General features: G+C 65.7%; 15 protein-coding genes, 1 pseudogene and 1 riboswitch. Of the genes and pseudogenes, 4 read left to right on the top strand and 12 right to left on the bottom strand.

Annotated features, from left to right (window positions below):
* Nucleotides 1–217 precede the first annotated feature (217 nt).
* From MKK63_RS19280 to MKK63_RS19300, 5 genes are all read right to left on the bottom strand, one after another.
* The gene (locus MKK63_RS19280; RefSeq protein WP_244004624.1) at nucleotides 218–610 is read right to left on the bottom strand and encodes an HNH endonuclease signature motif containing protein; all 393 of its coding nucleotides are present in this window, start codon (nucleotides 608–610) and stop codon (nucleotides 218–220) included.
* On the bottom strand, nucleotides 610–1,053 hold the full coding sequence (locus MKK63_RS19285) for a hypothetical protein (RefSeq protein WP_244004626.1): 444 nt from the start codon (nucleotides 1,051–1,053) through the stop codon (nucleotides 610–612). The genes MKK63_RS19280 and MKK63_RS19285 overlap by 1 nt, the downstream gene beginning before the upstream one ends.
* Before the next feature lie 1,196 nt (nucleotides 1,054–2,249).
* Entirely contained in the window at nucleotides 2,250–3,701 is a 1,452-nt protein-coding gene (terL, locus tag MKK63_RS19290; RefSeq protein WP_244004628.1) for a phage terminase large subunit, read from the bottom strand.
* The gene (locus MKK63_RS19295; protein ID WP_244004630.1) at nucleotides 3,691–4,125 is read right to left on the bottom strand and encodes a DUF5681 domain-containing protein; all 435 of its coding nucleotides are present in this window, start codon (nucleotides 4,123–4,125) and stop codon (nucleotides 3,691–3,693) included. The genes terL and MKK63_RS19295 overlap by 11 nt, the downstream gene beginning before the upstream one ends.
* 415 nt (nucleotides 4,126–4,540) lie before the next feature.
* Nucleotides 4,541–6,070 carry a DNA modification methylase gene (locus MKK63_RS19300; protein WP_244004632.1) on the bottom strand — a complete coding sequence of 510 codons (1,530 nt, stop codon included), beginning with the start codon at nucleotides 6,068–6,070 and terminating at the stop codon, nucleotides 4,541–4,543.
* A 923-nt stretch (nucleotides 6,071–6,993) separates the two neighbouring features.
* Here MKK63_RS19300 and mtnA point away from each other — a divergent pair.
* On the top strand, nucleotides 6,994–8,094 hold the full coding sequence (gene mtnA / locus MKK63_RS19305; RefSeq protein WP_244004634.1) for an S-methyl-5-thioribose-1-phosphate isomerase: 1,101 nt from the start codon (nucleotides 6,994–6,996) through the stop codon (nucleotides 8,092–8,094).
* Nucleotides 8,095–8,644: 550 nt separating this feature from the next.
* Here the strand turns inward: mtnA and MKK63_RS19310 are convergent.
* Nucleotides 8,645–9,571 (bottom strand): LysR family transcriptional regulator, encoded by a 927-nt coding sequence (locus MKK63_RS19310; protein WP_244004636.1) that lies wholly within the window; start codon nucleotides 9,569–9,571, stop codon nucleotides 8,645–8,647.
* Nucleotides 9,572–9,711: 140 nt separating this feature from the next.
* Between MKK63_RS19310 and MKK63_RS19315 the strand changes: the two genes are divergently transcribed.
* Nucleotides 9,712–11,865, top strand: a complete 2,154-nt coding sequence (locus MKK63_RS19315) for a malate synthase G (protein ID WP_244004638.1) — start codon at nucleotides 9,712–9,714, stop codon at nucleotides 11,863–11,865.
* A 428-nt stretch (nucleotides 11,866–12,293) separates the two neighbouring features.
* Here the strand turns inward: MKK63_RS19315 and MKK63_RS19320 are convergent, their stop codons facing one another.
* Both MKK63_RS19320 and MKK63_RS19325 read right to left on the bottom strand, forming a co-directional pair.
* Nucleotides 12,294–12,710 (bottom strand): hypothetical protein, encoded by a 417-nt coding sequence (locus MKK63_RS19320; RefSeq protein WP_244004640.1) that lies wholly within the window; start codon nucleotides 12,708–12,710, stop codon nucleotides 12,294–12,296.
* A complete protein-coding gene (locus MKK63_RS19325; protein ID WP_244004642.1) occupies nucleotides 12,664–12,924 on the bottom strand; it encodes a hypothetical protein in 261 nt (86 codons plus the stop codon). Before MKK63_RS19325 ends, MKK63_RS19320 begins: the two co-directional genes overlap by 47 nt.
* 254 nt (nucleotides 12,925–13,178) lie before the next feature.
* On the opposite strand from MKK63_RS19325, the pseudogene MKK63_RS19330 reads away from it, so the two are divergent.
* Nucleotides 13,179–13,478 (top strand): annotated as a pseudogene (locus MKK63_RS19330) (transglycosylase SLT domain-containing protein); the annotation flags it as partial.
* Nucleotides 13,479–13,490: 12 nt separating this feature from the next.
* On the opposite strand, the gene MKK63_RS19335 reads toward MKK63_RS19330, so the two are convergent.
* The 3 genes from MKK63_RS19335 to MKK63_RS19345 all read right to left on the bottom strand — a co-directional run bounded on the left by MKK63_RS19335 (nucleotide 13,491) and on the right by MKK63_RS19345 (nucleotide 15,169).
* Complete coding sequence (locus tag MKK63_RS19335) at nucleotides 13,491–13,919, bottom strand: hypothetical protein (RefSeq protein WP_244004645.1); 429 nt, start codon at nucleotides 13,917–13,919, stop codon at nucleotides 13,491–13,493.
* 283 nt (nucleotides 13,920–14,202) lie between these two features.
* Nucleotides 14,203–14,394 carry a hypothetical protein gene (locus MKK63_RS19340; protein ID WP_243927252.1) on the bottom strand — a complete coding sequence of 64 codons (192 nt, stop codon included), beginning with the start codon at nucleotides 14,392–14,394 and terminating at the stop codon, nucleotides 14,203–14,205.
* A gap of 169 nt (nucleotides 14,395–14,563) precedes the next feature.
* A complete protein-coding gene (locus MKK63_RS19345) occupies nucleotides 14,564–15,169 on the bottom strand; it encodes a cell wall hydrolase (RefSeq protein WP_244004647.1) in 606 nt (201 codons plus the stop codon).
* 209 nt (nucleotides 15,170–15,378) lie between these two features.
* Nucleotides 15,379–15,575: riboswitch (cobalamin riboswitch) on the top strand.
* Between the two features lie 165 nt (nucleotides 15,576–15,740).
* Here MKK63_RS19345 and MKK63_RS19350 point away from each other — a divergent pair.
* Entirely contained in the window at nucleotides 15,741–17,837 is a 2,097-nt protein-coding gene (locus tag MKK63_RS19350) for a TonB-dependent receptor domain-containing protein (RefSeq protein WP_279574758.1), read from the top strand.
* 87 nt (nucleotides 17,838–17,924) lie between these two features.
* Here MKK63_RS19350 and MKK63_RS19355 read toward each other — a convergent pair whose 3' ends face one another.
* Complete coding sequence (locus tag MKK63_RS19355) at nucleotides 17,925–18,758, bottom strand: septal ring lytic transglycosylase RlpA family protein (protein ID WP_244004703.1); 834 nt, start codon at nucleotides 18,756–18,758, stop codon at nucleotides 17,925–17,927.
* Nucleotides 18,759–18,792 lie beyond the last annotated feature (34 nt).

Genomic DNA, 18,792 nt, shown 5'->3' on the forward strand with positions numbered 1-18,792 from the left:
TCCGCCACGAGTGCTTCGAGCCGAAGGCGATCCGAGGTGGAGAGCGTGAAAGAGATGCCACTGCGCATCCGGCCAGACTCGCAGGATGGGCCTCAAACCGAAACCCCACACGGACTCAACCGTCAGAGCTCAACCACTAGCGCCCGACCGCGCAGGCCAGCCCAACTCTTGCCCACGGCATCGGGACGGGTGATGACGAGGCTGCGCCGCATCCGGGTCACCGCCCGCCTCGATCTAGACGCTCGCCGGTATCGCGGCGGATGACGCCACCGCCGATCAACCGCTTGACCGGGCTAGCCTTGCCGCCCGGCAACGTTCGTCGATGCGGATCGGTAATGCCCGCATGCCTGTCGCGCATTCGTTGCACCCGCGCGATTACGCCGACGTCGACCGCTGTCTTGGCTGCATGACCGGGGCGGCACAGGACCTGGCAGTTCCCCAGGGAAGCATCCTCCGTCAACGCAGCTGGGACGATGTGATCGTAGTGAAATCGCCCCGCCTGCAGCGCGCATGGGCAGCGACTGCCGTCCGCCAGCACGCCCTCACAGCGTCCGTCCGCGCGGGCGAGGGCGGTGCGCAGCACCGTTTTGCTGAACTCACGGCGTACCATCACGCCACCCCCGTGGCGGTTACAGCAGCCGATCCGGTCAGGTCGGCCGCGACCGCCGCGCGCTCAGGCGCCGTCTCAGCCAATCGATAAGCGTGCAGCTCACGCGCGCCGAGCCCGGCACAGGCAGCGAGCCAACCGAGGAGGCCGCTATCGCCAGCTTCGCAGGCGCGGGCGGCGATAATTCCTGCCTGCCCGCGCTCATCGCGAGCGACCGCGAGGACGACCGCGGGATGCTCGGCGACCGGATCGGGAGCGTCGAGCGGCTGCACCACCACGACGTAGCGCCGGCTCGAATGCCCACGCCACACGCTCATGGCGAGCGGGGGCGTGCCGCGCAGGCCCGCGCTCGCGCGCAGGCGCTCCTCGCGAACTGGAGAGCGGATGGCGCGGTCCGCTTTGAGTTCGCGTAGGGCGGCAGCCCATGAGATTGTGCGGTTCGACATAGCCGCCCTCACGCTTTGAGCGCGGAGGCGCGCGGGACGCGCCAGCGCGCGGCTGAGCTTCCGGGCGATACCGGTCCTGGAACCACCTGGGACGGGGGCGACAAAGGATGGGTTTGGATTGATGTGTAGATGTTCACTGCAGTGCGCCTCAGGCTAGCGGCGGGACCAGCCCCGCCACTGACCTGGCCCCGCACATGGCCAGGAGAGACCTTGCGGGGCGACGTGATCGCCGGAAACTTTTTACAGCTTGCGCGAAGGCGCCTCAGTCCAACGACATGCAGGAGCTCACATCGCCGGGTGACGACTCATGACCGGCAGAGCAATTGGGATGACCCGCGCTAATGCTCTCCTCGTCGCGATCGCGCAGGTTAATTGGCCAACCACACGAGTATTACCGCTCCAATCGACCGATAAGTCCAGTCGAATTATGAGAAAACGACGGCCGCTCCCGCAATGCGAATTACCGCGGCCAGATCGCATGACCTCGATACCAATGCTTCCTGGAGAACACGTAGTGGGGTTCCTGGAGGGGAGGACTTCGAGAGACCGATTGCGAGATGGGCTGGCGACAGGTCGAGCTGTCGGCCTCGCGGGGCCCGCGCCAGTCCGGGAGCGAGGTCGGCCCCTAAAGCGAGTCGATACGTCGGGATACTGGATCGCGCGGAGGCTGCGTGGGTTAGAAACCGCACCGATTTCGTCGGGCGAACAGCCCAATTCAAGCCTGACGGCCTTTATTATCAGCCTGTTCGACCCGCTGACTTCAGCGTGGGGGGCTGCCGAGCGCCTGGCAAGGCCGTGCGGGTCCACGCCGTCGACCGAGAGCACGACCAACGTTCATATTTGGACTGCGACCGCAGCAATCGTGATCCGACCGTCTACTCCTGACCCCGAGATCTCGGCAGCCTGAGCTCGCAGCTCCATCTGCTCGGTCGTTCAGCCTTGAGCGCTCGCACTGCGGCAGCCCAAGAGGCGCGGCGGGTCAACACGGTCGCCCTCACGCTGCGAGCGCGGAGGGACGCGGGACATTCGGGGGTGCAGCTAGGCTGTGGGGAGCATCAACCGTGGAACTGCCCGGATGATGCCTGCAAAGAATGGCTCCGAACGGAGGATTGGATGATCGCGCAGAGGCAAGCGTACGACGCCGCCAATGACCGCTGCTATGCCATCCAGATCTGACCGAACAAGCAGCCCCAACATCAGCGACGCTCGATCTCACGCCGCACGGGATTGCGACGCCGCAAGGGCTGCGGCGGCACCGCGCGCGTCGTCAGATAATCGAGCGCCTGAGAAGTGCTATCGACCTGATCATCGTGCCGACCGTTTGGAAACGCCAGCAGCTCGGCGATGTAGTCGGCGAGCCACGGGGCTTCGGAGGGCAAATGAACCTGCCCGGCCTCGAAGCGAGCCGTCTGCGCCAACAGCCGAGCCTCCTTGTCGTAGCGTGAGCGACGCAGAATCGTCGACAAGACTCCGGTGCGACGCAGATCCTGATGCAGGGCTCGCCCCAGCTCGGTATCCTCGATCAAGGTCGCGGCCGCACTCCAATGCCGGCTTAGGCTCACAATCGCGCGCCGCAACTCCGGCGCTTCGAGCCGTTCGCGGACGACATCGAGCAGGTAGTAGTCTAACCCTATCACACCCCAGACCGTGCCCGCAGACCAGTCGCTGGCCTCACCCAAAGTCGAAGCAGTATCCCAGGATGCGACGATGCGTTCGAAGGTCTCCGGCACTTCATCATCCGTATAGGAGCGCAGCCAATCCCGGCGGATCACATTGCCCTCGGCGGGTACGGGTGCCTGTTGGTACTGCGCGCTGAACGTCAGGGCGCCGAGTTGGCGACGCAAACCTTCAAGCACGTCAAGGGGCTCGCGCTCTGGCTGAAGCACCTCGCCACGCGATCGCAAGTAGATGTCATCTACCCCGTCACTGAGACAGAACCCCTCGTCCCGGACGGCGATCGCGGGAAGCTCAACGACCTCCCAAGCGTCTGGCTCCCGGTCCCGGAGATGCCCGCATAGATCGTCGGCATGCAAGCGCTGCATCACGATGACTATCGCGCCTTTAGCCTTGTCGTTTAGGCGCGAGACCAGTGTGCCCTCGTAGAACTCAATCACTCGCCGACGCTCAGCTGCCGAGACCGCAGCAAGCGCCTTCATCGGATCGTCGATGAGGATGACATCAGCCCCGCGCCCGGTCAGGCCACCGCCGAGGCCGACAGCCAGTCGTCCGCCGCGAAGCGTCGTGGTGAGCTCCAGATCGCGCTGCCGGCCAGGAACGAGGACGCAGTCGGGAAATAGCTCGCGAAACCACGCGCCCTCCATCACGGTGCGCGTGTCTTGCGAAAGCTTCCTCGCGAGATCGGCCCCGTACGAGACAGCGATGATCCGTCGGCTCGGGACATGCCCCAGCAACCAGGCGGAGAATGCGACCGAGACGGTGATCGATTTCATCGAGCGCGGCGGCACGTTGATGATCAACCGCTTGATGTCGCCGCGCGCGATGCGCTTAAGCTGCCAAGCTAGATGATCGTGGTGCCAGCTGTGCTGGTAGGGCGTTCCAGGCTCGAGCACCTGGAACGTCCGATGCACGAACGCCGAGAACTCATGGCGGAGGAGTGCCCTCAAGAGGCGAGCCCGATCAACCATCATCGTCCTCCGCGACGCTGTTGGGCGGCTCAATATCAACAGGTCGAGCGGGGCCAAGACGCATGAAGCGGCGCAAGACCGCCTCATCATTCTCCAATCGATCTGCTTCTGAGCTTGGCTGTGGAGTAGCTGCAGCTCTTCGTTCGATGCGATCCAAAATTTTTTCGATCGCTGCGCTGTCGCCATTCAAGGCTTTCTTTTTCAAGACCATTAACATCGCTACGAAAGCGCTGGCACGCTCGGGACCATCTTTGCTATTGATAGTAATGCTGTCTTCAAAGAATGCTTGGTGGTAATAATCATCAATCGTATTTATATTTAGCTTGCCTTTCGGCCTCCCGCGCGGATTGCCAGATTTTCCTTTCTGAAATCGGTTTTTGCGCGGCGGATGACCGGGGCCGACTTTTTCGTCTTGATCATCATTCATCACAAGTCCTCAGATATATCGACGTTGAATGAAGCTCTGACCATGGGCACAGATATCCCATTACGCCTATTTAGGGCGAGGAGCGCTTAAGACATCTTTGAAGCGCTGCCTGCGCGATGCGCTTCAGCGTTCTAAGTAGACAGAAGAACCGCAACTGAGGCTCTAACATATTCCGTCGCGGATCAATATAGCATTCTTACAAACTTTAAAGGCCTCTCACAATCCGGAATACCTGCGACACTTCAAAGCACATACCTGATTCTGCGCTGATTATTACCGCCCCTCGAACCATTTGGCTTATGCCGAGATCTTACGATGATAACGCGCAGCCGCGTTCCGGCTGATACGCAGCTGCGCCCATAGGTCCGGCGGAGAGGCAACGGCGCCACTCCGGGTAAGTCACTCCATCGATCGGTCAGGCAACCCGAGTGCGGATGCGGACACGCGGCGGAGGCGGTGCGGGCGAATCCTCTGGGAGGACGGCCGATGCTACAGCTTCGCGCGCTGCCGACGTGTCATTCAGCTCCCTTACGCCATGCGGCCCCTCAGCGGCTGGCTGGCCACGCGTTTGAAGCAAGTCGTCGACGGTTGCGCCGGTCTCGACGCAGACCGCCGCACGCCCGGTCATGCGCTCCCAGCGCCGGATTGCAATCTGCGCATACCGGGGCTCGATCTCGACCGCACGCACGCGGCGGCCGACCTGCTCGCCGGCCAAGATCGTGGTCCCGGAGCCTACGAACGTATCAAGTACCGTAGCCCCGAGACGCGTGACGTCCTTCAGAGCGTCGGCAACTAGTTGGACCGGCTTCACGGTCGGATGGGTAGCGAGATTTGCCAGCCGCTCAGCGCCAAAAACATTGGCCCCGGAATAGGTCCAGACATTCGACCGGTTGCGGCCGTGCCGTCCCATCTGGACGTTGTCGAGGTGACGCGCCTGTCCGACCCGGAACACGCCGATCAACTCGTGCTGGTTGCGATAGAGGCCACCCTGGCCGGCGTTGGTTTTGTTCCACACGACGAGGTTGAGGTAGGCGCCGTAGATGCTCGAGGCCGCAGCGATCATATTCTGCACATGTCGCCAATCGATACAGATGAAATGGACCGCACCCGGCGCAGAGACCCGTGCTGCGTTTCCCAACGCGGCGGATAGGAAAGTCTCGTACTCCTGCTGGTCCATCTCCCCGGACGCGAACGCGAAATCGGCATGCTGTACCTTACCGCGCGAGCTGAGCGCGGCCTGCGCCAGGTTGTAGGGCACGTCGAGAAACGCACACTCGATCGCGGTCCCCGCCAGCAGTCGGTCTAATAATTCCGCATTGCGGGCATCGCCAACGGCGATACGATGCTCCCCGAGCTGAAACAGGTCTCCCGGGTGAAGGACGACTGGCTCTTGCAGCGATGTGGAATCGATAGGGTCGTCGACCTCATTCTGGTCGGAAAAATCGACAATCAAGGCATCGAGCTCCGCGATCTCGAAGCCCGTATCGGAAATCTCGAAGCCCGCCTCTTCGAAAAGGACGGTCAGCTCCGGGATTTGCTCGGCCAGCCGCTCGCGGTCGAGCCGCGCATCCTCACTGATGCGATTGTCGGAGAGCAGGAACAGGCGCTTCTGAGCTTCGGATAATCCGAAGATCTGCACGATGGGTATGGCGTCAGATTGCGCGCTGACGGCCTCAACTCGCGCGTGACCGGACAGAATCACGTAGTTCTCGTCGACGACCGCCGGGGCGAGCGGACCTGTCCGCTCGATAGAGCTCCGGAGCTTCTTGATCTGCTGCTTTGGATGAACGCCGACGGCGGCTGGATTGGCTTTGAGCGTAGTGCACGGGCAGAGGCCGTATCGTGCCTCAACTCCCGGCCGTATCTCTACCCGGGGGGCGTTATCGAGCGCAAACGCGTTGGGCTGAGCTGATAAAGTCGCGAGCTTTGATGTCAGTATAGACATTGCAGGTCTCCACTTCGGAGACCGAAAGCAACCCAACCGCGCAACGACCATCAACGATTCCCGCCCGCGCAGTGCACGGGTGTTCTGAGGGAAATCGTCGAAGCCGCTGCGGCATGTGGAAGGCTGCCGCCGCTGCTAGACTTTGGTGAAGCACAGCTACCGATTGCGATCGGTCGCTTGTGAGCGCTCGCCGACATGACGAGCATCAGAAAGCTAAATCCTCCCGGATGACGTTTCAAGCGCAAAAATGACTGGAACAAAACAAGAAAACGATTTGTATTAGTAATTCTACTCAGTGCTTTGGCGCGCGAGAGCCATGAAGGATCGCTCAGTCGCCCATTCTACCGTAAATCGAACATCATCTGCGCGAAAATCCTCCCTGTATTTCTCCCTGGTGCAGCGAGCGCCAGAGCGCGTTCGCCCGGCCATTTCCCCACCTGATGGGGTCGATACGTTGCCGTTCTCGTATCGACCGACAAATTCCTACGCACGCCCAGGTGGGCTCGCCCTTCATCATCGTCGGCATGGGGCAGGCGATGGTCGCCTGGGTGAGGGCCGACGTGGATTCGGGGCAATTAGGGGCTTCCAGCTGCGAGCCCCCCGCGATGGACGAGTGCTACCAGCCTAGCCGACCCCCGGGATTCGATACGGCCACCTGGCAGCCGCGCGACGAGGCGATCCGGCAGGGCGGCACACTTGGCTACGAGCCATTCGCTCCAGGGGGGTTCGTGCTGGCTGTAATGACCGTGGGAGAGCCAGTCAGGGTTGTGATCAGCGCGTGTGGTGGCATTCCGGAGAACTGATAGGCCGCACCTCACAGCTCACAGCGCTTCCGGCGATCTTTCGATCCAGGCTTGACATGGATGACGCTGCGGGTAGCGCGTGGCGCACAGTGATGCTGGGATGAGAATGAGGCAGCAGAGTTGAACATCGACGGCCAGCCGTACCGCACGATCTTCCCGGACCCGGACGGCGTCAGCGTCCAGGTGATCGACCAGACGCGCCTGCCCTTCGCGTTCGAACTGAAGCGCCTTGCCACACTGGACGAAGCAGCCGTGGCGATCCGCACCATGATCGTCCGCGGCGCGCCCCTGATCGGCGTCACGGCGGCCTACGGGTTGGCGCTCGCCATGCGGGCGGATGCCTCCGCCGAGGGCCTCGAGCAGGCTGTAGCGGCGCTGGCTGCCACGCGGCCGACCGCGATCAACCTGCGCTGGGCGTTGGACCGGGTCGCCGCCAACCTGCGGCAGGTCCAGCCGGGCGAGCGCTTCGACCGCGCCTTCGCGGAGGCCGGCCGCATCGCCGAGGAGGATGTCGCGAGCTGCCGTGCGATCGGCGCCCATGGCGGCCGGATCATCGCCGACCTGTACAAGGCCAAGGGTGGCGGTCCGATCACGGTACTGACCCACTGCAACGCCGGCTGGCTCGCCACCGTGGATTGGGGCACGGCGCTGGCGCCGGTCTACGCCGCCCACGAGCAGGGCGTGCCGGTCCACGTTCTGGTCGACGAGACCCGCCCGCGCAGCCAGGGGGCGGCGCTGACCGCGTTCGAGCTGAACGGCCACGGCGTGCCTCACACGGTGATCGCCGACAATGCCGGCGGCCATCTGATGCAGCACGGCAAAGTCGATCTGTGCATCGTCGGCTCGGACCGGACCACGGCGCGCGGCGACGTCTGCAACAAGATCGGCACCTACCTGAAGGCGCTGGCTGCCCACGATACCGGCGTGCCGTTCTACGCGGCGCTGCCTTTCTCGACGATCGATTGGACGCTGCAGGATGGCGTGAAAGAGATCCTGATCGAGGAGCGCGACGGACGCGAGGTCACCCACATGACCGGCCGGCTCGCGGATGGCGGCTTCGCCACGATCGAGGTGGTCTCGCCGGGCAGTCCCGTGGCCAACCCGGCCTTCGACGTGACGCCAGCGCGGCTGGTAACCGGCATCATCACCGAGCGCGGCGTGTGCGAGGCCAGCGCCGAAGGGCTGTACGGGCTCTATCCGGAGCGCCGAAGGGCGGCGTGAGCGGCTTCTCCCATGAACTCACGGGCGGCCGAGCGCCGTGGACAGATCCCGGTTGAACAGCGAGTACCTTCTCGATCGCCGATCCAAGGCACGCCCGCTCTGGGTTACAACAGCAAGCTCGCATGACTGGTCACCGACCTGATGCTGGCCCGCTCCATGCCGCAACACCTCCTCAAGCGAGATTGTTGATGCGGCCGATCCTGGTCCCACCAGCGAAATGGCGAGCTGCCGGCTCCCGAACACGGCCGCCAAGCGGAGCGGCGCCTTCTTCGAGCGGATCCGCCACGCGATCTTCTAGGGCGCTTTCCTGAAGCCGTTCGGCATGCCGCAGGATGTCGAGCAGCAGGCCGGGAACCGGATCGGCCTCGACGGCGGACGCGCGATCCCTTTCCAGGCTTCGGGGAACGCACCAAAAGCTGCGCTGCTACGCCGAGGCGAAATCGTCTCCTGAGGTGCAGAACCTCGTCCGGTGGGGGCTCGGAGCCGCCGCCATGGCGAACCGGGCCTGATCCGACGTTTCGACCGGGGCAGGGCGCCCATGAAAGGGCTTTCAGGATGAGCCCCTGCTGGGCCCGGTCTCCACCGCCGCCCCGGCCTCGCTCGACCGATAAACCTGCTTGAGGAAAGCGATGAACGCCCGGGTCTTGGCCGGCACGAACGCCCGGCTCGGATAGACCGCGAAGATGCCCGCCGAGGCCGCCGCCGTGTAGGCCGGTAGCACCACCTCCAGCGAGCCGTCGCGCAGCGCCGCGTGGACGTCCCAGGTGGACCGCAGCGCGATCCCGAGGCCGCCGAGCACCGCCTCCCGCACCACCTCGTTGGAATGGGTCCGCAGGGGGCCGGACGCACCCACCGTGCAGGGCCCCTCCGGCCCGACCAGCCGCCACGGGTTCTGGTTCTCCGTGGCGAGGCAGACATGCCCGCGCAGTTCATCGAGGGTCTTCGGCCGCCCCGCAGCGTCGAGGTAACCCGGCCGTGCGCACAAAACCCGGCGCACCGGGGCGAGCCGGACCGCCGTGAGCCCGGAACTTTCCAGCGCGCCGACCCGGATCGCGAGGTCGTAGCCGCGCTCCACGATCGATTCGAAATCGTCGCTCAGCTCCAAGTTGAGCACGAGGTCGGGGTGCAGGGGGAAGAAGGCCCGCAGATGCGGGACGATGTGCAGCCGCCCGAAGGAACTCGGCGCCGTCACCCGCAAGGTCCCCCGAGCCCTGCTCGCGTTCTGCGACACGAGGCTTTCGGCCTCCGCGATCGCATCGACGATCGGGGCGATCCGCTGGAAGAACGCCTCCCCGACATCGGTCGGGGCGACGCGGCGGGTGGTCCGGTGCAGCAGGCGCACGGAGAGCCGCTCCTCCAGGCGCTTCAGCCGCTTTGATACCACCGCTACCGACAGACCGAGCTCCGACCCGACTTGGGTCAGGCTGCCGGTGCGGACCACACGGGCGAAGATCTCAAGGTCGCTCTGATCGTGCATTCTCAACGCTGCGGAAAGAATCAAATCCGTTTTGCCGCCTTTTTCGCGGGTGCCAAGGGGTCTACCGAGGGGAACTCAAATAATTTTCACCTGCCGTTCGATTTATTCTGACGGCTGGCGCCCCACCCCAGGAGACAGCCATGTCGAAGCTCGTCGTCGCGGAGGACCTCCGCACCTTCCTGGCCGAGGAGGCGCTGCCCGGAACCGGGATCTCGGCCGAATCCTTCTGGTCGGGTTTCGCCGCAGTCGTGCGGGATCTCGCGCCGCGCAACCGGGCGTTGCTCGACCGGCGCGACGGCCTACAGGCCGACATCGATTCCTGGCACCGCGACCATCGCGGCCAGCCGCACGACCCGGCCGCCTACGCGGCCTACCTGACCCGGATCAGCTACCTCCAGCCGGAACCCGGCGCCGTCCGCGTGACCACCGAGAACGTGGATGCGGAGATCGCCGACATCGCCGGCCCGCAGCTCGTGGTGCCGATCTCGAACGCCCGCTACGCGCTCAACGCCGCCAATGCCCGCTGGGGTAGCCTCTACGACGCCCTCTACGGCACCGACGCGATCCCGCAGGACGGCGACCTTGAGCCCGGCAAAGGCTTCAACCCGGCCCGTGGCGCCGCCGTGGTGGCCAAGACCAAGGCCTTCCTCGACGCGACCGCGCCGCTCAGCGTCGGCTCCTGGGCCGATGCCGTCGGCTTCTCCGTGACGGGCGGGCGCCTCGCGGTTGACCTCGGCGCGGGCCGCAGCGCCGGCCCGACCGGCTCGGCCGCCTTCGCGGGCTATACCGGCACGCCTGAGGCGCCGACCGCGCTCTTGCTGCGCCACAACGGCCTGCACATCGAGATCGTCATCGACCGGACGAGCCCGATCGGCCGCACCGACCCGGCCGGCATCGCCGACGTGGTGCTGGAATCAGCCCTCTCGACCATCATGGACATGGAGGATTCGGTCGCCGCCGTGGATTCGGCCGACAAGGTCGCGGTCTACCGGAGCTGGCTCGGCCTGATGCGCGGCGACCTCGTCGCCAAGCTGTCCAAGGGCGGCCGCATTGTCGAGCGACGTCTCGCGGAAGACCGGACCTACACGGCCCCCGATGGCGGCAGCCTGACTCTGCCGGGGCGGTCGCTGATGCTGGTGCGGCATGTCGGCCACCACATGTACACCGACGCTGTCACCCTCGATGGCGCCGAGATCCCCGAGACGATCCTCGACGCGGCGGTGACCGCGCTGATCGCCCGGCACGACCTCGACGGCGCCCGGCGCAACAGCCGGACCGGCTCGGCCTACATGGTCAAGCCGAAGCTGCACGGGCCGGAGGAGGTCGCCTTCGCGGTGGAGCTGTTTGGCCGGGTCGAGGCTTTGGTCGGGCTGGCGCCGCGGACGCTCAAAATCGGCGTGATGGACGAGGAGCGGCGCACGACGCTCAACCTCAAGGCGGCGATTGCGGCGGCCTCCGACCGGCTGTTCTTCATCAACACCGGCTTCCTCGACCGGACCGGCGACGAGATCCACACCTCCCTGGAGGCCGGGCCGGTGGTCCGCAAGGATGCCATGAAGGCGACCGCCTGGATCCAGGCCTACGAGGACGGCAACGTCGATGCCGGCCTCGCCTGCGGTCTGCCGGGCCACGCCCAGATCGGCAAGGGCATGTGGGCCGCCCCCGACCGGATGGCCGCGATGCTCGACGCCAAGGGCGCCCATCCGGAGGCCGGCGCCAACACCGCCTGGGTCCCGTCTCCCACCGCAGCGACGCTGCACGCGCTGCACTACCATCAGGTCGATGTCCGCGCCCGTCAGGCGGACCTCGCCGGCCGGGCGCCCGCAACCCGCGCCGCCATGCTGACCCTGCCGCTGGCCGAGGGTCCGTTCGCGCCGGAAGCGGTGCGGGAGGAACTCGACAACAACTGCCAGGGGATCCTGGGCTACGTGGTCCGCTGGATCGACCAGGGCGTCGGCTGCTCGAAGGTGCCCGACATCCACGAGGTCGGCCTGATGGAGGACCGCGCCACCCTACGGATCTCCAGCCAGCACATCGCCAACTGGCTGCGCCACGGGATCGTCGACCGGGATCAAGTGGAGGAAGCGCTCCGGCGGATGGCCGGCGTGGTCGACCGCCAGAACGCGGGCGACCCGGCCTACCGGGCGATGGCGCCGGCCTTCGACGGGCCGGCCTTCCGGGCCGCGCAGGCGCTCATCTTCGAGGGCGCCAGCCAGCCGAACGGCTACACCGAGTTCGTGCTGCACCGGTTCCGTAGGGAGGCCAAACGCGAAGCCAACGGCCGCACGGCCTGAGTTGCTACCTCTGCCGCGGACAGAGATGTGCCGCGGCAGAGTCTGCCCTCAATTGCGACCGTCTCTCGGTCGTCCGGGATGATAAAGGTCCGCCTTGCCACTGCCTTCCACGCTCAAGGCATACGGTGATCGTCTCGATCCGGGATCGCGCATGGAAACAGCCCCGCGCGGCTGGGCAGGCGAGGCTGAGGTATCTCGGCCCGAGATGGTAGTTAGATCCGCCTAGCTGGCGAGCTGTTCCAGTCAGCGATGCGGCTGATGTCGACGCTGCGTGGCATGTCGCGAGGCGACCTCCGTACGTCGACGGGCAGCCCGGACGCGCTCGATATCAACCATACCGATCGGATGCGGGGGCGCCTCTCGGGTAAAAGGCATGTGGCTGCGAACGTCGCCGTAATAGTCCGCTCCACTCATGCCGAACGCACCGGCTACGACAGGCCCCCCGATGGCAGGCTCTTCAGCAGCGGCGTCTGTGACAATGATGGCGAGAAAGGCAACGGCGAAGATCGAGCGCATGCCAGGAAGAGGCACAGCCGCTCGGAGCTACGCAAGAACGTCGAGATAACGATATCGTAGGTCCCTGAAACGACGAACAGCGACGCGGCCAGCTCGGGGATGCCTAGGTGGGCGAGATCCTGGCCTAGCGCTTGGTCGTTCCGTCGGTCTGCGTGGGTTCCAGCGCCATTGAGAGTGCCATGCCACTCGTGTTCGACCGCCTGACCAAATTCCTGAGGCATCGCACAGGCATCGAGCTCAACGAGCGCGAGGTAGCGCGGTTTGAGCTGGATAAGCTCGTAGTCAGTGCCCCAGTTTCGGCTTAGCGCCGGCGAACGATGCAAGGCCATCCACCTCCACCATCGCCAAGAAAGCTCGATAGGCATCCTGTTCGGTATCGAAGCGCTCATGCCAGCGGGTGCAGCCCCCCGATATGCTGACCACCTCCATTCGCCAGGCATCCCGCGTGCCGGCGGTGCGATAGATCTCGACATCGACGGTGATGTCACCGCGAGTGAATTTCCCCGACAACGGGGAGTGCTCGAAATCGCAATCGTCTTCCATGTGAATGAGCCTAAGGAACGCTTCGCCCTCACAGCTTCCTATATGCAATGAGCAACGCCATCGCGCGAGCGGCCTACAGCGCCGCCTCTCGATAGCGTCCACCCCTTTCGAACGCGACTGACGGGCAAGCGGCGGTATCCGATCTGTGCGCCTGTCACGCCCTCAATTTCCTTTGCACAACCCTCGTCGGCTCTGTCGCTCGGGCCATTCCTGACAGGGGACCAGGACAGTTTGCCGGTGCAGTTGGGGCCCTCCGTCAAAGTGGCGTGCGCCTGATCGATCTCGGCTGCATGCAGATCAACCACCATTTCCATGGCGGGAAGTTCAGCTCGGTCGAGGCCATGATCGACCCGCATGCGAATGTCGAATACGCGACCCAGTTCCTCAAGGAACTGAAGCAGCGGGAGGGCAGCTGGACCCTGGCGGTGGCGCGCTACCACGCCGGGCCGAACAACAACGCGGCCCAGAAGGTCTATATCTGCCGGGTGATGACCAACATGGTCGCGACGGGCTTCGGGCAATGGACCCCGGCCGCGGCTCGGTTCTGCCGATGAGCCCGGCCGGGCTCACAGACCCCGACAGCGTCCGGCAGTGACCTTGACCTCCGTGCGATCCTCGGGGTTCAGCTGCGCCTCAACGAAGTTCAGCGTGTTGAGATCGATCAGGAAGAAGTAGACGCCGTTCTGGCACTTGATCGTGTTGCGCGGCACCCGCTCGTTCAGCCGCGGTGATGCGGGCTGGCACTCGTAATAATCCGAGCGCCCGGCCGAGATCACGGTGAGCAGGCCGCCGCTGGAGACCAGCGAGAAGGTGCGGGCCTTGCGCGGTTGCGGCTTCGCGCCCTCCGGTAGGCTGGGGGTTGCGAAATCGATCGCCGCGTCTTCGGTGCACGTCAGGGGGCGACGCAGCTGGGCCGCCGATGGTGCGATGGTCAGCAGGAGCAGCGCACCGGCGAGCGCGACCCGGTCGGCGATCATCGGTCCACCATTCGTCACGCGTGGGTCGTTTCGACCGACACGCTAGACCGTTGTCCTCCGGTGTAAATGCCGAACGTTCGGCCGACCGGTGCAATCAACAGTTTCACCGCCCTATTCGCGGTCATCGACCCCGCGCCGGGCAGTGGATCCGGGTTTCCGGGCGGCATTCGTCGGTTGAAGCAGGCTGGCAGAAGCCAACCGTGCCGTCTGCGCCCATCCGATCGGATCGTCCGTGCGGGTAACCAATTTACGGCGGGCCATGTTACGGGTCAGCGCCGGGTCCGGCTCGGCTCAGAGCACCCTAATCGTCGGCCTCGTCCGGATTGTCGTTGGCCGCACGATCGTCATCGGGCCGCGCCGCGATCGCGAAGCCGATTTCCATCAGAAGCAGGCGGGACAGGAGCTGCATCGCAGGCGTGCCATGAGAGCACATCAGCTGGTGGGTGCGGATGGCGGCTCTCACCATGCGGTCAAAACCGGCATCGTCTGGCATTGCGATGCCATACCCCGATCGATCGCCAAACCACAACCTCAGCTTTACGCGCCGCTTCAATAATTCCCGCAGAAACAGAGGGGCGGAGCGGTATCCACGGACGCGAAACCGCGTGGCGCGAGCCGCGCACCAGGATCCGCCACGGAGCGCTACGGAGCGCTACGGCGCGCTACGGCGCGGCCGGTATCGGGGCGGCTGCGAAGGTCGGGATGGAGACGGACGCCACCGTGTCGGGCTTGGTGTCAGGCTTGATGTCAGGCTTGGCCGTGCGCGTGTTGCGCTTCTCGTAAAAGGCGTTGCCGCCGGCGACGGCCACGTAATGCATGTTGCCGTAGGGGTAGTGCCGCCCGGCGGTGTGGAAATACATCGCCTTGCCGACCTGCGGGTGGCGCTCGCCCGCCAGGACGGCGTCGGTGGCGTCGGCGACCTTCTGCAGGTCTTTCTCCTGCATCGGCTTGGTCAGGACCCCCGCGGCGAACTGTCCGGGCTGGCCGACCACCGCGCAGATGCCGCCGGGGAAGATCGCGTTCTCCAGCCGGTTCATCACGACGGTGCCGACCGCGATCAGCCCGCCCGCGTCGCTCCGGTTCGATTCGAAGTACATGGCGCGGCCCAGGCAATCCCGTTCGGCATCGCTGACCGCCAGCGGCGCTGCGTGGCCGGAAATCGAGCCCGTCGTGAGCACCGGGGCGGACGTGTTGCACGCACCGAGGCCGCAGGCTGCGGCCGCCACCATCAGGACAGGACCGATTCTCGTCCGCTCGCTACCCTGCATGCAGGTGTGCTCCGTGCTGTTTCAGCCGCGTCATGCCGTCCGGCGATTGCCGGCGCCCCGCCGCGACAGGGCGTCCCGCAAGCGTGACCGTACCTTCGCGGCGAGGATGTGGCAGGCGAGCCCGGCGCGACGCGTCCGGTGGGACCGTCGCCGGAAGACCACAGGGGCGGACAACCGGCCCGGTCGTGTTGACGTCGGCTCCGTATCCGGCGGATGCTCGCCGCGACGGTTCCCCTCGGGGATCAAAAGGGAACGCGGTGCGGGCTTGCCCTAAACCGCGGCTGCCCCCGCAACTGTAAGCGGTGAGTCCTCTCGTCACCACGTCACTGGGCAGCCTCGCCCGGGAAGACGACGGGAGGGCGACGACCCGCGAGCCAGGAGACCTGCCGTCAGCCGTGGTCACACGCGAGGTCCATCGGACGGGGTGTTCCGGGGGATGCCAAGACGGCTGCCGTTGCAGCCGGCGCGGCCTCGTTCGCGGTGACGTGCCACTGCCGCCACCCGAGGTCCCGTGCCCCGTCCATCCGTGCGCTCTGCGCCGCCCCTCCTCGTCCTCGCCGCGTCGGCGGCCCTGATCGCAACGGCCGCGGCCCAAGAACCGGCACGTCCGCAGGCCGCCGCCGAGGCGCGGCTCGACGAAATCTCGGTCACGGCCGAAGGTGCCGCGCCTATTCCGACCGGCGGTCCGGCCGCGAATGCCGGCACCCTCGGTGGCGTGACCGGCATCGGCGGGCCGCTGCTCACGGTGGATTCGGCCAGCGCCGGCCTCATCACCGGGGCGCAGCTCAACAGCCGACCGGTGACCCGTCCCGGCGAGGTGCTGGAGGAGGTCCCCGGCCTGATCGTCACCCAGCATAGCGGAGAGGGGAAGGCCAACCAGTTCTTCCTGCGCGGCTTCAACCTCGATCATGGCACCGACATCGCCCTGTTCCTCGACGGCATGCCGCTCAACATGCGCACTCACGCCCACGGCCAGGGCTACGCCGACATCAACTTCCTGATCCCCGAGTTCGTCGGCGCGGTGGAATTCCACAAGGGACCGTACTTCGTGCGCGACGGCGACTTCGCTTCCGCGGGCTCGGTGCGGATCGACTATCTCGACAGCGTGCAGAAGAACCTCGCGCTCACCTCGATCGGCGCGTTCGGCTACAAGCGCGCGCTGAGTATCGCCTCGGCCCCGCTCGGGGAGGGCAATCTCCTCGTCGCCGCCGATGCGCAGGTCTATGACGGGCCCTGGACCGTGCCGGATGCGTTGCGCAAGATCAGCACGGTCGCCCGTTACAGCCAGGGAACGGCGCTGGACGGGTTCTCGGTCACCGGCATGGCCTACGCGGCGCGGTGGACCGCCACCAACCAGATCCCCGAACGCGCCGTCGTATCGGGGCTGATCGGCCGCTACGGCACGCTCAACCCGACCGATGGCGGCGACACCTCACGGTTCTCCCTGTCGAGCCGGTTCAGCGCGACGGACGATACCGGCATCACCCGGGTCTCCGCCTACGTGATCCGCTCGCAGCTCAACCTGTTCAACGACTTCACCGACTTCCTCAACGACCCGGTCAACGGCGATCAGTTTCACCAACTCGACCAGCGGATCATCGGCGGCGGCGAGGCGCTGCACATCTTCCAGGGCGACCTGTTCGGGATGCCGATGGAGAACGAGATCGGCGTCCAGACCCGCACGGATTCGATCCGGGTCGGCCTGTTCAACACGATGAACCGGCAGTACCGCTCCGGCGTGCTCGACGACCGGGTGCTGGAGACCAGCGGGGCCTTCTACGCCGACAACCGCGTGCGCTGGACCGACTGGCTGCGCACCAGCCTCGGCTTCCGGGCCGATGGGTACTCTGCCCGAGTCCTCTCCGACACGCCGGCCAATTCCGGCCGCGCCCGCGACGGGATCGTCAACCCGAAGCTCGGCCTGACGCTGGGGCCGTGGTTCGACACCGAGCTCTACGCGAATTACGGCGGCGGCTTCCACTCGAACGACGTGCGCGGCGTGACCGCCACGATCGATCCGACATCGTCGCTGTTCAACACCACCCGCTCGCCGTTCCTGGTGCCCTCGACCGGCTACGAGATCGGCCTGCGCAACCGCTCGATCGCCGGGCTCACGACGAGCCTCGCCCTGTTCCGGCTCGATTTCGCCTCCGAGAACCTGTTCCAGGGCGACACCGGCACCACGGAGCCGAGCCGCCCGACCCGGCGCTTCGGTGTGGAATGGACCAACCGTTACGCGGTGACGCCCTGGCTGTCGCTCGAAGGTGATCTGACGATCACCAATGCCCGCTTCTCGGACGACGATCCCGTGGGCAACCGGGTCCCGGAGGCCCCCACCACCATCGCGTCGGCGGGCGTCACGTTCGGCGAGCCGCTGGGTTGGTTCGGGTCGCTCCGCTTCCGCTACTTCGGACCGCGCCCGTTGATCGAAGACAATTCGATCCGCTCGCGTCAGACCGCGCTCTTCAACGGCCGAATCGGCTACGCCTTCGAGAACGGCGTCAGCGTGTCCCTGGATGTGCTCAACCTGACGAACAGCAAGTCCGACCAGATCACCTACGCGTACGTCTCGCGCCTGCCCGGCGAGCCGGCCGAGGGGCTGATCGACCGCGTGTTCCATCCTGTCGAGCCCACGGCGGTGCGGCTCACCATCGCCGGGCGGTTCTGAACCGCGGCCCCGGCGGTGCAGGACGGTCGGGTGGAGACGAACGACCTGCGCGCCGGCCGGGTAACCGGCCCAAGCCATCGGGCCGCATCAATCGACCTTGTACAAGGCAACTTGCCCGATTCCGTCGAGGCCGATCTTCCGGGCGCTCGCGCGGGACAGATCGATGGCGTACTTGCGCTTTATCTTGGTGCGCTCATTGGTACGATCGGTGATCTTCACGGTGACCGATCGGCCATTGGCCTTGTTGACGACCTTGAGCAACGTGCCGAAGGGCAACGTGTGATGCGCGGCCGTCAGCCTGTCGGGATTGTAGATCTCACCGCTCGCCGTCTTACCTTTGTGCTGATACCAACTCGCCCGGCCGCTCCCGATCAGCGTGGTTTTGCCGGCATCGGCATGCTGTTCGTCGGTCGATCCGGTCTGACGCGGCCGGTCCGTGCCTGCCGCTGCAGATTGCGACCCGTCGGAGGCTGAAGCGTCCTGGCCGCGTTGAACGGCCGGGAGATCCGTCCGCGCTGGGGCAATCTCGGTGGCTGGGTCGGTATGGCCCATCCTGTCCGCCCGGTCTTGCCTGTCCGCCCGATCTTGCCCGTCCGCCCGATCTTGCCCGTCCGCCCGGGCTTGGCCGAGCACGGGATCCGGTTCCGGCACGGACGGCCTCCCCGACGGATCAAACGACGTGGCTTCGGCGTGACCGGCCCTATCGGGTGTCGGTGCAAGCGGCGGCAACTTCGTCGTGAACTGGCGATACGTGAAGACGGGTACTGGGCGCTTCAGACCGGCCGAGCGATCGACGGACTCTTGGCCCCAAGCCTCTGCCGCCTCAGCTCGGCCGATCCCGAGGTTGGGTACGAGGGATGCGGAGACGGCAAGCAGCATATGCGCCAGCCGACAGCGTTTTTGGCCAACCGACCCGATCATGGCCTTCACCGAAGATTATCCATACCTGCGGTGG

This window comes from Methylobacterium sp. J-088 (assembly GCF_022829295.1).
Taxonomy (GTDB): Bacteria; Pseudomonadota; Alphaproteobacteria; order Rhizobiales; family Beijerinckiaceae; genus Methylobacterium.